This is a genomic window from Paraburkholderia metrosideri (assembly GCF_904848625.1).
In the GTDB taxonomy this organism is placed as follows: Bacteria; Pseudomonadota; Gammaproteobacteria; order Burkholderiales; family Burkholderiaceae; genus Paraburkholderia; species Paraburkholderia metrosideri.
Genome location: NZ_CAJHCP010000007.1, coordinates 112,963 through 126,629, shown reverse-complemented (window position 1 = coordinate 126,629; position 13,667 = coordinate 112,963). Strand labels below are relative to the sequence as shown.

Sequence of the window (13,667 nt, the reverse complement as noted above, 5' to 3'; positions counted from 1 at the left end):
CAAAGTAGGCCGAACATCACAGCGTATGCGAGCGGTCGCCGCTGGAAAATGCCTGCAGCGTGTCGTCGAGTCCGCGCGAAAAGGCGATGACCTTGAAGAGTTCACCCATCTCCGCCTCGGATAACAGCTTCTGCACCGCATTGGCCGCAGGCAGAAATTTTGCAGCGTCGGCCGGATCGATCTCCGACAACGCTTCGGTAATGCCCGCGTTCAGCAAAAATCGCGCTTGCGACGTGAAACCGAGCAAGTCTGCGCCCGCTTCGACGCCCGCTTCGGCGATACCGGTGAATTCCACGTGTGCGGTGATGTCCTGCAAACCCGGGTACAAAAACGGATCGCCATGTGCGCGGTGCCGGTAGTGGCACATCAGCGTACCTTGCGCGCGTTGCGCGTGGTAGTACTCGTGACGCGGAAACCCATAGTCGATCAGAAACACCGCGCCGCGCGCCAGCATCGTGCAGATGGTGCGCGTGAATGCGCTGGCGGCTTCGTGGGTTTCGGCGATGTAGTCGTCGCCGGCGCTCGTTTCGATTTCCGACAGCAACGCAAGGTCTGCAGACGCGCTGGAAACCGGACGGTCGTCGAACGCGAACGCGTCGTCGCGCCACACGACGCCGCGCTCATGCCAAACGTCGCCCGTGAACGCGAAAAGCCGCACCGGCATCGCATCGAGCACCTCGTTGCCGATCACCAGGCCCTCGAACCGCTCCGGCAAAACCTCGAGCCAGCGGACTTTAGCGAGCAGTGCGGGTGCAACCGCCGCGATTGTCTCGCGTTGACGTTCGCGCAATTCGCCGGACAGATCCACGATCGAATAGCTGTCGAACTCCGCGCCCAGCGCATCGAGCGCGTTCAGCAAGCCCGCAGCGAGTTTGCCTGTGCCCGCGCCGAACTCCATCACGTCGCGCGTGCCGCTCGCCTGCAAAGCCTCCGCGATGGGGCGTGCGAGCGTCGCGGCGAACAACGGCGACAGTTCCGGCGCTGTCACGAAATCGCTGCCGTCGTCGCCACGCAGACCGAATTTGCGCGCGCCCCCGCTGTAATAACCGAGTCCGGGCGCATACAGCGCGCGCTCCATATAGCGGTCGAACGGCAGCCAGCCGCCCGCATTTTCCAGCTCGGAACGGATCTGCGCGATCAGCGCTTCGGACTGTGCAAGCGCGCTCGGGCCGGGAGCAGGTAAACTATCGGGTTGGTGAGCTTTCGGATTCATCCCCGTATTGTAAATGACCGCTTCTTCGGACACCCCCGTGGACATCGCCGCCGCCGGCTCGCCTGACACCCGCGAAGCGCCGCGTATCGTACTGATTACCGGCGCCGCCCGTCGGATTGGGCGCGCGCTCGCGCTCGGTTTTGCCGCACGCGGCTGGGACGTGGCAGTTCACTACGGCGAATCGCGGGAAGCCGCCGACGAAGTCGTCGCGGAAATTACCGCTCTGGGCCGTCGCGCGGTGGCGCTGCAGGCCGAATTGGGCGACGAGGCGCAGGTCGAACGGCTGTTGCCGGACTGCATCGCGGCGCTCGGGCGGCCGGCGTGCATCGTCAACAATGCGTCGCGTTTCGAAGAGGACACCGCGTACAACGTCGGCTATGAGCTACTGCTGAAGCTGACCGCGATGAATCTCGGCGCGCCGCTGGTGCTGGCGCGTATGCTGTTCGATGCGACGCCCGAAGCCGCGCGCACCGACGAAAGTCAGCGCGGTGTCGTGATCAACGTGCTGGACCAGAAGCTGTACAACATGAATCCGGACTATCTGTCGTACACGCTGTCGAAGGCGGCGTTGCAGACAGCCACGGTCGCACTGGCGCAGGCGTTGGCGCCGAAAGTGCGCGTGGTCGGGCTCGCGCCCGGTCTGACGCTGCAATCCGGCGATCAGACGCAGGATGGATTCGAAGCCGCACACCGTACTACGCCATTGGGTCGCGCGTCGCGGCCCGGCGATATTGTCGCCGCCGCGCTGTATCTCGCCGATGCAGCGGGCGTCACCGGAACGACGCTGGTGGTCGACGGCGGGCAGCATCTGCTGCCACTGCCGCGCGACGTGATGTTTTTGACGGGCGCCTGACGCGCGGCCTTGCTTGTCTGTCCCACATGGCAGACCGGCAGATTTTCCGCTTCAAAGCGCCCCTTTGCGTGCTTCGCACGCTTTTTTGACTGGAACGAACATGTTTGCCGCTCTTTCGCATCCCCGGCTCGCCGATTGCCGCCGCCTTTTTCTGCGCAATTACGAAGTGCACATCAACATCGGCGTGCACGATTTCGAAAAGCGCGGCGAACAGCGCGTGGTGATCAACGTCGAACTGTTCGTGCCGCTCGCGTTGTCCACGCCGGTTCAGGACAAGCTGAACGAAGTCGTCGATTACGACTTCATGCGCTCCACCATTTCGCGTCGCGTCGAGCAGGGCCATATCCACTTGCAGGAAACCCTGTGTGACGACCTCGTGAAGACCATGCTCGAGCATCCGCTGGTGCGGGCGGCGCGCGTGTCGACCGAGAAGCCGGACGTGTACCCGGACTGCGACGCGGTCGGCGTCGAAGTTTTCCGTATCAAAGAGGATTGAGCCATGAACGCTCCGGAAATCCTGAACGCCGCCGCAGTCGCTGAAACCGCCGGCAAGGCCGACGCCACGGGCACCGCGCCCGCCGCGAAGGTCAAGACACCGCTCACGCGCCGCGAGCAGAAGGAAGCGTACGAGAACAACAAGCTGTTCAAACGCCTTGCGCGCCAGGTCGGTGAGGCGATCGTCGATTTCAACATGATCGAAGACGGCGACAAGGTGATGGTCTGTCTGTCGGGCGGCAAAGACAGCTACGCGATGCTCGAAATCCTGATGCGGCTGCGCGAGCGCGCGCCGATCAACTTCGACATCGTCGCAGTGAATCTCGACCAGAAGCAGCCAGGCTTCCCTGAACACGTGCTGCCCGAATACCTGAAGCAACTCGATATTCCGTTTCATATCGAGAATCAGGACACGTACAGCATCGTCAAACGACTGGTGCCGGAAGGTAAAACCACCTGCTCGCTGTGCTCGCGGCTGCGTCGCGGGATTCTGTACCGTGTGGCGGGCGAACTCGGCGCGACCAAGATCGCGCTCGGCCATCACCGCGACGACATTCTGCAAACGCTGCTGCTGAACATGTTCTACGGCGGCAAGCTGAAGGGCATGCCGCCCAAGCTGCAATCGGACGACGGTAAAAATATCGTGATCCGCCCGCTTGCGTACGTGAAGGAAACCGATCTGGAAAAATATGCGGAACTGCGCGAGTTCCCGATTATTCCGTGCAATCTGTGCGGTAGCCAACCGAACCTGAAGCGCGCGGAAATGAAGGCGCTGGTGCGCGACTGGGAAAAACGTTTCCCGGGCCGCATCGAGAATATGTTCAACGCATTGTCGAACGTGGTGCCGTCGCACCTGATGGATCACAAGCTGTATCCGTTTGCGAACCTGCGCGCCACCGGCGAGGCCGATCCGCAAGGTGACATTGCGTTCGACGAAGATCCGTGTTCGACCGGCAGCGGTGAGGGCAAGCCACTCACCGCATCGAAAACGATCTCGATCGTTCAGTTCGACGATCTGTGATGTAAGCGAAAACGCCCTAAAAAATGGGCGTTTCCGCACATTTCAGCACGTTTTGAGGCCGCACTAGCGGCCTTTGTCGTTATAGGCTGCATGATAGAATCCTCGGCTCAAAACTCGTCCTATTGCCAACGCCATGAACATTGTGATTTTGGCGGCAGGCACCGGCAAGCGCATGCGGTCAGCGCTTCCCAAGGTGCTCCATCCCCTGGCTGGCCAGCCGCTTCTCGCTCATGTCATCGACACCGCTCGCGCGCTCAAACCCGCGCGTCTCGTCGTCGTGATCGGCCACGGCGCTGAAGCCGTGCGCAACGCTGTCGCGGCGCCGGACGTGCAGTTTGCCGTGCAGGAACAACAACTCGGCACCGGTCACGCCGTCCAGCAGGCGTTGCCGCTGCTCGATCCATCCGAGCCCACGCTGGTGCTATACGGCGATGTGCCGCTGACGCGCGCCAGCACATTGCAGACGCTGACCGATCGTGCGGGGCAGGGTGGTTATGGCGTGCTCACCGTCACGTTGGACGATCCGACCGGTTACGGCCGCATCGTGCGCGACCAGCAAGGCAAAGTGCAGCGCATCGTCGAACAGAAAGACGCGAACGCGGAGCAGTTGCAGATCGCCGAGATCAATACCGGCATCATCGTGGCGCCGACGGAGCGGCTCGCCGGCTGGCTCGCCGCGTTGAAAAACGACAACGCGCAAGGCGAGTTCTATCTGACCGACGCTGTCGAGATGGCGATCGAAGCCGGTCTCGAAGTCGTCACCACGCAACCCGATGAAGAGTGGGAAACGCTCGGCGTGAACAGCAAGCAGCAGCTGGCCGAACTGGAGCGGATTCACCAGCACAACGTCGCTGACGCGTTGCTGGTCGCGGGCGTGACGCTCGCCGACCCGGCGCGTCTGGACGTGCGCGGCACGCTCGAATGCGGCCGCGACGTTTCAATCGATGTGAACTGCGTATTTGAAGGCCGCGTGACGCTGGCCGACAACGTCGCCATCGGGCCGAACTGCGTGATCCGCAACGCAAGCATCGGCGCCGGCACGCGCGTCGATGCATTCACGCATATCGAAGGCGCGGAAGTTGGCGCGAACGTCGTGCTCGGCCCGTATGCGCGCTTGCGCCCGGGCGCGTCGCTGCAGGACGAGTCTCACGTGGGCAACTTCGTCGAAGTCAAGAACGCCGTGCTCGGTCGCGGCTCGAAAGCGAACCATCTCACGTATATCGGCGACGCGGACATCGGTGCGCGCGTGAATATCGGCGCGGGTACCATCACCTGTAACTACGATGGCGCGAACAAGTTCCGCACGGTGATCGAAGACGACGTGTTCGTCGGCTCGGACACGCAATTGGTCGCGCCGGTGCGCGTGAAGCGCGGCGCGTCGATCGCGGCGGGCACGACGGTCTGGAAAGACGTCGAAGCCGATACGCTGGTTCTGAACGACAAGACACAAACCAGTAAGACGGGCTACGTACGCCCGGTCAAGAAGAAGAGCTGATGGGGACGGCGCGCGCCGCGGTGCGCGCTCCTTGAAACCCAGCACTGCAAAAGGAAGAAGACATGTGTGGCATTGTCGGCGCGGTTGCGCAACGTAATATCGTTTCCGTCCTGCTCGAAGGACTGCGTCGCCTCGAATATCGTGGCTACGATTCGTGTGGCGTCGCCGTGCTTGGTGACAATGGTCCGCGCCGTGCGCGCAGTGTCGCGCGGGTTGCCGATCTCGACGAGCAGGTCCGCGAGAGTCATCTCGAAGGCGTCACGGGTATCGCGCACACGCGCTGGGCGACGCATGGCGCGCCGGTCACGGACAACGCCCACCCGATCTTCTCGAAAGATGAGCTCGCGTTGGTACACAACGGCATCATCGAGAACTATGAATCATTGCGTGAAATGTTGCGTGGCAAGGGCTACACGTTTGTCTCGCAGACCGACACGGAGGTTATCGCCCACCTGGTGCACAGCGTGTACAAGGGCGATCTGTTTGCCGCCGTGCGCGAGGCCATCGCGCAATTGCACGGCGCGTACGCGATCGCGGTGCTGCACAAAGACCAGCCGCATACGGTAGTCGGCGCGCGGCAGGGTTCGCCGCTGGTGGTCGGGCTCGGCAATGGCGAGAACTTCCTCGCGTCGGACGCCCTGGCACTGGCGGGCAGCACCGAACGCTTCATCTTCCTTGAGGAAGGCGACGTCTGCGAACTGTCGCTCGACGGCGTGCGTATCGCCGATCGCGACGGCTACGACGCCCAGCGTGAAGTGCGCCAGGTCGCGGCGTATGGCGGCGCGGTCGAACTCGGCCCGTATCGTCACTTCATGCAGAAGGAAATTTTCGAGCAGCCGCGCGCCATTACCGACACGATCCCGCAATCCGATTCGTTCGACCCGTCGATCTTCGGCGAGGGCGCGGCAAAGGTGTTCGGCGAAATCGACAGCCTGCTGATTCTCGCGTGCGGCACGAGCTATTACTCGGGGCTGACCGCGAAGTACTGGCTCGAATCGATCGCGAAGATTCCGACCCAGGTGGAAATTGCGAGCGAGTATCGCTACCGCGAATCGGTGCCGAATCCGAAGTCGCTGGTCGTGGTGATCTCGCAGTCGGGCGAGACGGCGGACACGCTCGCTGCGCTCAAGCATGCGCAGTCGCTCGGACACAAGCACACGCTGGCCGTCTGTAACGTCGGCACGAGCGCGATGGTGCGTCAGACGGAACTGTCGTTCCTCACGCATGCGGGCCGCGAGATCGGTGTCGCGTCGACCAAGGCGTTCACCACGCAACTGGTCGCACTGTTCGTGCTGTCAACCACGCTCGCGAAACTGCGCGGTCATCTGAGCGACGAGCAGGAAGCCAGCTACCTGAAGCAGTTGCGCCATTTGCCGGCGGCGCTGAACAGCGTACTGGCGCTGGAGCCACAGATCATCGCGTGGTCTGAAGAGTTTTCGCGCAAGGAACATGCGCTGTTCCTCGGTCGCGGTTTGCATTACCCGATCGCCCTCGAAGGCGCGCTGAAGCTCAAGGAGATTTCGTATATCCACGCCGAGGCTTATCCGGCCGGCGAATTGAAGCATGGGCCGCTCGCGCTCGTGACTGAAGCGATGCCGGTGGTGACGGTCGCGCCGAATGACGCACTGCTCGAAAAGCTGAAGTCGAATATTCAGGAAGTGCGTGCGCGCGGCGGTCAGCTTTATGTGTTCGCCGATGCCGATACGAAGATCGTCAATGACGAAGGTCTGCATGTGATCCGGATGCCGGAGCACTATGGCTTGCTGTCGCCGATCCTGCACGTTGTGCCGCTGCAGCTGCTGGCGTATCACACGGCGTGTGCGCGCGGTACCGATGTCGATAAGCCTCGCAACCTGGCTAAATCGGTCACGGTGGAGTGACGCATCGAGGACGAAGCGGGTAGTTGTTCGCACCAAATGAAAGCGTTCCGCGACCTGCAGTAAAAGCGTTCCATCAAGGGGTCGAAATGGCCCCAAACGCTTGCTGCACGGGACGCGGAATTCTTCTGCTGCGCACTGCGTATTCGGCAAAAAATTTGAGCTGGCGACTCACAGTTCTGAGAACAATCGCGGAGGGTTAGCCTCCACGGAAGGCTTCTCCACTTCCGTATAGCCTCGTCGAGCGGTATTTGGCGAAGTCAGTGACGGTGCGGCAGCTGACTGCGCGCAATGGATGTGGTTGCTGACTTGCATTAGTTTCGGTTACAGGCCGCCTGATTTAATTTAGGTTACGGGGGGGCTGACCTCCCGCTAAGCCTTGTCCCACAAGGCGTAACCATAGCTATTGTCAAAGGGGCGCTGGAGCCATTTCCAGCGCCCCTTTTTTTGCGATTGCCTTAGCAATTTTGGACATTGCGCTGCGCGAACATGCGCGGCTCTGGTCTCGCCACGACCTCCCTCCGACCCGAGCTATCAAGACACCGGGGGTGAAGCCACCTCCGAGTCAATCCCTGCGCCGTTCTGCTTCGGTTGCGCTCGCTCCGCCAACTTTTCGTAAAAAGGCTCATAGATTTCATAGAGATGGGCCGGAAGTTCTGGACCCAAATAAGGCTTTTCGTTCAGGAGTTCCGAAAGCAACAGGAGTCGCGTTTCTGGCTCGCCTCGCCTCTGGGTGTAGTCTAGGAAGAAGGATGCGAATTGGCACTGACCTAGGCGCACTGCCTCGACAAGTCGGTCGAGATGGTCGGCGCTGAGCATGTAAACAGGGTTGTCCGATGCAAACTGGTCGGCGGCCGTCGTGAACAGCTGGTCCGTTTCAGCGGCAAAGAAGTCTCCGTAAGTGATGACAACCTTGTGCACATCAGCATTCGGAAGGGTCTTTTTTACGAATGCCTCGACGTTGCGGACCTGCGCATCGGCCTTTTTGACGGTCGCACTGAGCTTCGAAGCATAGTCGCGGGCGGTCCCATTCGCCGGAAGCGTATGGGTCAACGCCTTATTCTTGACCTCGAGCAACACAACGTTGCTCCCCTCCAGGACGGCGAAGTCGCAGCATTGGCCTACGACGGCGAAGCGTGTGCGCACCTCATTTTCGCCTAGGACCTCGACACCGGTCAGCGCGAGGCTGCGGCCGACATAGGCCTCAAACAACTTCTCGAAGGCCTGACGAACTCCACTGTCTTCGCTTCGACCTACGATGTCACTGAGCGCGTATCCCAAGTTACGGTCCAAGCCGCATCGTCCCCAGAAAAACCACATCTTATTGAACGACGTGAAGGGCGAACGATAAAGCACGTTCGGTTGGAACCACTCGTCCGGGCTGACCTCACACATCTGTTGCGCGGTCACGTCTCGCGGGACAAGCATCGTTTGATAGAACCTTTCGACCGGTCCCTTACCGAACACTTGCCAGAGGCCCACGCGGTAATCTGCATCGACGACGCGCGAAATGTTTTCGAGGGAATGCTGGCGGAACAGGGTGGCCATCCCGAGGAAGTCCATGGGCGGCATGCCCAGGGTGTTCTCGAAAAGGCGATATAGATGCGAGGTTGGTTGCAGCTGATTGATAAGGTCAATCTGCCGGGCAAAGGGTCCTAGCTCCTGTTTGCGCTGGTGCGGGACCTGCGGCATTACCAAAGAGCGAAGGGTGAGATGGAACGAACGCGTCGGACTGAATCCCGGGAACGCGTGGTTCATTACGCCCCAAGAACTGTCGATGCATCGCCCCAAATCTTGCTGCGAGATTGGCTGGCGACCGTACATTCGAACATCGTCGCGCAGAACCCAAACAGCGAGGCGCTCGGCAAGCCATGGCGCGTGCACCTTCCCATCCTTCGCTGTGGACTCGGTTCTGATGAACTGAGAGAGCTCGCCTAAAACGCTGACGTACGAATACTTCCTCAGCTGGTTGCGAACTGGACGAATTGCGTCGGCGTACGACATTGCACTACCTACACTTAGTGATGGAGATGTTAACGAGTGGGGTAGGTTAGGAGTCTTTTTGGCATATTTCACCGCGCCTTCTCCGGTCTGAAAAACTGAGACGGAGCATTCATGCTGTGCCCATGAGTCCGCGTGTGGTGACCCTCTCGTACGGTCATTTACTCCATTGCTACGTGTGCAAAAAAGGCGGAGGTTTGAAGGCCCGGTAACCTCCGCCAGATGAACACTACGCCACGTTGACGCTGGCCTCGTCCTTAACAGCGGACCATCCGGGAAGCTCTTCCGCGAGATAACGTAGCCATCCCGGAAGCTTTGCGGCCTCTGGTAATAGCTCCTTCATATGCTCGCGAGCGAGTGTCAAACGACCCATGGCCAAAGCCAGTAAAAATTCGGGAAGTGCCTCGCCAGCCGGCGCGTCGTACAGGTCGATGAGCCTCATGACGAGGCGTTGCATGTCGCTGCTCAGGTCGGGACTTGATGAGAAATTTAGCTCTGACTTGTATGCAGCTCTCAGGAGCGCTGCTTGAATCGCTGGGTCGTTAAACCTCGTAAAGTTCGCCGGTGCAATTAGCGTCTGCTGGAAGAGACCGCTTATCAGGCTCGTATCGCTATCCTTGCTAGCGGCTGTACGACATGCCTCGAGAAACACCGCGACAGTCAGAAAGACCCCAGCATTCAGCTCGTGACCGGAGAGCGTCGCTTTCGAGCGCCATAGCAGAAAACCTGGCGACATCGCAGGTGGTTGTCCGCTATACGAAGGCATAAGCGCGACTGAGCCGTTTAATCCGTTACCCGCCCGGAAATCTTTCAACCTGCCAACAAGAAACGGAGGAACCGGCACTCCATCTTCACCGCAGGCGGTAAGGACGCGCGAAACCAATTGCGATTCCCCGTGCCAATCAATGTCCTGGTCGATTTTTCCGATGGCCAACTGGATGGCCGCTTTGAAATGATAAGCGCTCTCGTCGCCATTCATTTGCAAGTCGGTACGCAGTTCATTCAACCGAGCCTGACTTTCGGCAAGGACGGTCAACGCGATATACAAACGTGGCCCCTTCGGTTGTATTGCTCTCAAGGCTGCGCTAACCCGTTTGAAGGTAAAGCCGTTCCCCAAAATGGGTGCAACAATAACCACTCCTGCGTGGACTATGAACGACTTCAACTCTTCAGACGGTCGCTCTAGGTCCTTGCTATTCACAAGGCGGACTTCAGCCCCTGGCGACTTCTCCAAAAGCAAGTCGCGAGTCCGCATAGCCATGCGCTTGGCTTCGCCTTCTCCGGGGCGGCCACTTTCAAGAACGTCTGCGGGATAAACGACGACCATGTTGCCGGCAGCTGCGTAGTTAATCAGCCAGCTTCGCAGCAGGCATTCGCCGCTAACATCGTCGATACAGTATTTGTTGACTAGGCGCTCGATGTCGAAAGACAACGACCAGAACATTCTTTCTTGTCTCCGACGTGCTACGAGCACCAACTTATCGGCTGATAGCTGCGCCAACGTGGTTTTGCGACCATCTTCGAGCGCTTTATGGGCAAGACGGACAGGCTTAGGCTTGAAGTTTTGATTTAAAAATCGCTCACCAATAATTCGGACCGACTCACAGCCGGGTGGAACCTCCGACACGTCGGTTTCGAACAGTGGACGCAAACCTTCGAGCGAAGCTGGCCCCGTCAAATGTCTAGGCAGAGTGTAGATAATCTTCCGCTGCCGTTCTTTCCTCTCATCGTCGTTGAGCGCGACCTTGGATTCAAGACCCAAGACCGTATAACACTCAACGTCCTTCCGTCCCAGCCTTTCAAGTAAGTGCTGTTCAAGTCCCCCGGAAGTCGAAGCGGAGATAAGGACGAATGCAGGGCCAGGTTCAATGCTATCGTCGGAGAGACCGTCGTAGGAACGGAAGCTTTCGATGACGTATCTGCGTTTTGCGTCTTTCTCGCGACGCATTGAAACCAGCGCTTGCGCCACCGGCCAAATGACCATTGAATCGACGAGGATGCGTACTTTCACCTCTGGCAATGCATTGCAGTAGTCGCGAAACGATTTAAGAAGACGAACCGCGAGTAGCTCAATAGACGCTGTGCAGCTGAGAAGGCTTTCGGCACGGATGAAGTGTGACGAGTTCCGAGACGACAACTTAGAGAAGTAGAACCCTTGAGGCGCGGCCGCCACAAGGCCACCCGCCAAAAGCTCTCTCTTTATGAGGCTGTCAACCGCAGGCACCACGAGGTCGTCCAATCCCTGGATTTGCAGTCGATTTTGTTCGGCTACATGCGATATGTCGCCATTGCCCGTGTAAGAAAATAACCAGACGTCGCATAGTCGCGAGACGACCTGGATGGATGTTCCGCTGCCGCCAACGGCTTCAAAGTCGTCCTTGAGTTTCTTCGCCGCCTCTAGGTTCGCCAAAACAAAAAGGCGCGGTGGAACCACGTTTGCGGCCGTCCAGCGCTTAAACCTCTCCCCAATCTCGGTCCAATCGGGTGTATCCGAGCCAAGGAACAGCAGAAGTGCGTTTTTTGTATGCGGTACCGGCCCGGAAAAAGGGATAAAGAGCATATCTTTCACACCGGGAGCAGGATTGAGTAAGCGGTTCCTTCAACCGCGCCAAGTTCTTTCTGCGACCACGGTCGGAGAAAGAATTCCATTTTTCCCTGCTGCAAGAAGATATGAGTGCCGTCTTTGAATTTGATGTAGTCGACGGAAGTGTCGTGCTTTCTCAATTCCGTCTCGATACCCGAGATAGCCGACTGAGTGCCAAAGAGAAATCCGAGACGCCCTGTACGTAGCCTTAAAAATCCGTTTCGCTTTTTCAGCAGGCTTGCTACGCTAAATAGGCCAACGCCGCGCAGCGAATTTCCTGAAGTCGTTCGCCATTTCTTGAAGCATTCGATGACTGCCTCCTCCTCATCGGACAAAGAGATGTCCGTTAGATGGTCGACAGACCTCTTGTCCTCCGGCCGACTTGCAAGCCAACGACGAGCCAATCCCGGTCCGGAGTCGACCATCGTGAGTTCCATGAAGCTCAGTTTTCGCACGATGCCAGCATGCGAGCTGGGCTGGTCATCCGTTTTCGCTCGGGGATGCGTCGTCAGATTGTGCAGGAGGTAGCTCTGAATATGGGAATTGCCGCCCGCGAACATGTGCAGGTTGTCGTCATCAATATCGTGGAGGCGAAGCGTGACCGCGCGAACACCTTTGTCATACTCCACACCACGGTGGTCTGAACGTGACCACCAATCTGAGTTTTCTACCAGCTCTCGCACGAGGTGAGCCAAGGGGTCGGCGACTTCCCGAAGGTATTTGGCGTGCCAGTTTTCAGCAAGCTGGACAAGAATGTCCTGAATTACAACTCGGACGTCACCTTCCGGTCTTACGCGCCAGCTGGACTTGACCTGTTCATAGAACGGTCGGATGAATTCCCGTTTGCTACCCTGTACGCATACGAGGTTGGCTCTGCTCTCTGCCGTCTCATGGGTCCTCTGGAATTCGAAGTCGTCCATTGCGTCGAGGAACGCGGCAAAGCCCTTTGCCTCGCGTCGCTTCAGCACGTGGCCATTCGCGTCCAACAACTGTGTTGCCAGCACCCAGGCTGCCAACACGTATGGGAGCCCCAGCTGTTTTTGAAGGCTTGCTTCGAAGTGCTCTGCTGCGCCGTCAAGGCCGGAGAACGCAGCGACGGCCGACGACTGGTTTCGTCGTGCCCACGTCACCACAAATTGCAGAAGGGCAGCTTCCGCGCAGAAAGATGTCACGCTGGACCCTGCCGGGCTTATAACTAGTTCCGTGCCGTCATGGGTATCGAGCGACCTTACAGCAGTCTCGATGCTCTCAATGTCTGGGGCCGGCATTTTCATTTGGGTTTTCCTATACACATTTAGCGAGCATCTGGCCGGAGAGGCTACGAAATTGTATCTGAGCAGTCGAGGAGGGATGACGAAATGGCATCGCTTTCGGTCCCCGCCGCTAATCGGGACTTCCTGCGCTCTAGGGCTTGCGACGCTTTTTGTCGAACATCGGTACACGATTTGGCGCGGAGACATTAACTCAGCCCGCGCTTGCACACTGAGCTGACCACCCATCGAGCAAGCCATGGCTTCCTCAGGCGCGGCTGAGGCCTTGCTTACCCTGTGTCCTGTCATTTCAAATGCCCTATTAGTGCCCTCCGGGTTATTCATGCGAGTCGACCCACGCCCGCGTCCACGACAGTGCGACTTCCTGCGCTTCCTCGTCGGTATCGAAGACACCGAGGATGCCAGAGGCCTCCACGAATTTACGGTCCCGCGTAATCGTCCCGCTCGCGGCGTATCGCTTGAGCGCTAGGACCTCATCCTGCTGCTCAATAGCGTGACCCCATAGCACGTAACCTTTATAGGTAGCCTGTTGCATCGTCTTCATGTTCCTATGAGCATGCGCCGGCTTTCTTGAGCCAAATATGGTCGGTATCAAATACCCCGCTTCGTCACCACGCTGTTGGTCGGACGTCCCGATCCGTTTGGCGCGGTCGATTCCCCCGAGACTCTGTTTGCCCATGCATCCCGGATGCATGGCCCGCGTCCAGACCGGGAAACATTTTTTGTTACTTTACTGTATGAATATACAGCTATAACTCTATACTGCGAAGGCGGAACCGCCGCAAGGGCGGGTGTGCCGTTGCTTTCGCGCAGCGAGAAGATGCGAGCACATGACGGAAACATGGCTATTTCGTAGC

Annotated in this window: 10 protein-coding genes; 5 read left to right on the top strand and 5 right to left on the bottom strand. The window is 58.9% G+C overall.

Going from position 1 to position 13,667, the window contains the following annotated elements; all coding sequences use genetic code 11:
- Positions 1-16 precede the first annotated feature (16 nt).
- Positions 17-1,213 (bottom strand): class I SAM-dependent methyltransferase, encoded by a 1,197-nt coding sequence (locus tag LMG28727_RS16590; RefSeq protein ID WP_201643727.1) that lies wholly within the window; start codon positions 1,211-1,213, stop codon positions 17-19.
- Positions 1,214-1,226: 13 nt separating this feature from the next.
- On the opposite strand from LMG28727_RS16590, the gene LMG28727_RS16585 reads away from it, so the two are divergent.
- The 5 genes from LMG28727_RS16585 to glmS all read left to right on the top strand — a co-directional run bounded on the left by LMG28727_RS16585 (position 1,227) and on the right by glmS (position 6,957).
- Positions 1,227-2,066, top strand: coding sequence for an SDR family oxidoreductase (locus LMG28727_RS16585; RefSeq protein ID WP_201643404.1), 840 nt, complete (start codon positions 1,227-1,229; stop codon positions 2,064-2,066).
- 100 nt (positions 2,067-2,166) lie between these two features.
- Positions 2,167-2,562 (top strand): dihydroneopterin aldolase, encoded by a 396-nt coding sequence (locus LMG28727_RS16580; RefSeq protein ID WP_201643403.1) that lies wholly within the window; start codon positions 2,167-2,169, stop codon positions 2,560-2,562.
- 3 nt (positions 2,563-2,565) lie between these two features.
- Positions 2,566-3,582, top strand: coding sequence for a tRNA 2-thiocytidine(32) synthetase TtcA (gene ttcA, locus LMG28727_RS16575; protein ID WP_201643402.1), 1,017 nt, complete (start codon positions 2,566-2,568; stop codon positions 3,580-3,582).
- Positions 3,583-3,715: 133 nt separating this feature from the next.
- A complete protein-coding gene (gene glmU / locus LMG28727_RS16570) occupies positions 3,716-5,077 on the top strand; it encodes a bifunctional UDP-N-acetylglucosamine diphosphorylase/glucosamine-1-phosphate N-acetyltransferase GlmU (RefSeq protein ID WP_201643401.1) in 1,362 nt (453 codons plus the stop codon).
- 62 nt (positions 5,078-5,139) lie between these two features.
- Entirely contained in the window at positions 5,140-6,957 is a 1,818-nt protein-coding gene (gene glmS, locus LMG28727_RS16565) for a glutamine--fructose-6-phosphate transaminase (isomerizing) (RefSeq protein ID WP_201643400.1), read from the top strand.
- Positions 6,958-7,488: 531 nt separating this feature from the next.
- Here the strand turns inward: glmS and LMG28727_RS16560 are convergent.
- From LMG28727_RS16560 to LMG28727_RS16545, 4 genes are all read right to left on the bottom strand, one after another.
- The gene (locus LMG28727_RS16560; RefSeq protein ID WP_201643399.1) at positions 7,489-8,958 is read right to left on the bottom strand and encodes a hypothetical protein; all 1,470 of its coding nucleotides are present in this window, start codon (positions 8,956-8,958) and stop codon (positions 7,489-7,491) included.
- A gap of 226 nt (positions 8,959-9,184) precedes the next feature.
- A complete protein-coding gene (locus tag LMG28727_RS16555) occupies positions 9,185-11,515 on the bottom strand; it encodes a hypothetical protein (protein WP_201643398.1) in 2,331 nt (776 codons plus the stop codon).
- A 5-nt stretch (positions 11,516-11,520) separates the two neighbouring features.
- Positions 11,521-12,813: a hypothetical protein gene (locus LMG28727_RS16550; protein WP_201643397.1), complete on the bottom strand. Its 1,293-nt coding sequence runs from the start codon at positions 12,811-12,813 to the stop codon at positions 11,521-11,523.
- 313 nt (positions 12,814-13,126) lie between these two features.
- The gene (locus LMG28727_RS16545) at positions 13,127-13,345 is read right to left on the bottom strand and encodes a hypothetical protein (protein ID WP_201643726.1); all 219 of its coding nucleotides are present in this window, start codon (positions 13,343-13,345) and stop codon (positions 13,127-13,129) included.
- Positions 13,346-13,667 lie beyond the last annotated feature (322 nt).

Bases quoted from the DNA above. Each gene is read 5' to 3' on its own strand.
- ttcA (WP_201643402.1), top strand. From the start codon at position 2,566: ATGAACGCTCCGGAAATCCTGAACGCCGCCGCAGTCGCTGAAACCGCC.
- LMG28727_RS16545 (WP_201643726.1), bottom strand. From the start codon at position 13,345: ATGCAACAGGCTACCTATAAAGGTTACGTGCTATGGGGTCACGCTATT.
- LMG28727_RS16560 (WP_201643399.1), bottom strand. From the start codon at position 8,958: ATGTCGTACGCCGACGCAATTCGTCCAGTTCGCAACCAGCTGAGGAAG.
- glmU (WP_201643401.1), top strand. From the start codon at position 3,716: ATGAACATTGTGATTTTGGCGGCAGGCACCGGCAAGCGCATGCGGTCA.
- LMG28727_RS16585 (WP_201643404.1), top strand. From the start codon at position 1,227: ATGACCGCTTCTTCGGACACCCCCGTGGACATCGCCGCCGCCGGCTCG.
- LMG28727_RS16550 (WP_201643397.1), bottom strand. From the start codon at position 12,813: ATGAAAATGCCGGCCCCAGACATTGAGAGCATCGAGACTGCTGTAAGG.
- LMG28727_RS16555 (WP_201643398.1), bottom strand. From the start codon at position 11,515: ATGCTCTTTATCCCTTTTTCCGGGCCGGTACCGCATACAAAAAACGCA.
- LMG28727_RS16580 (WP_201643403.1), top strand. From the start codon at position 2,167: ATGTTTGCCGCTCTTTCGCATCCCCGGCTCGCCGATTGCCGCCGCCTT.
- LMG28727_RS16590 (WP_201643727.1), bottom strand. From the start codon at position 1,213: ATGAATCCGAAAGCTCACCAACCCGATAGTTTACCTGCTCCCGGCCCG.
- glmS (WP_201643400.1), top strand. From the start codon at position 5,140: ATGTGTGGCATTGTCGGCGCGGTTGCGCAACGTAATATCGTTTCCGTC.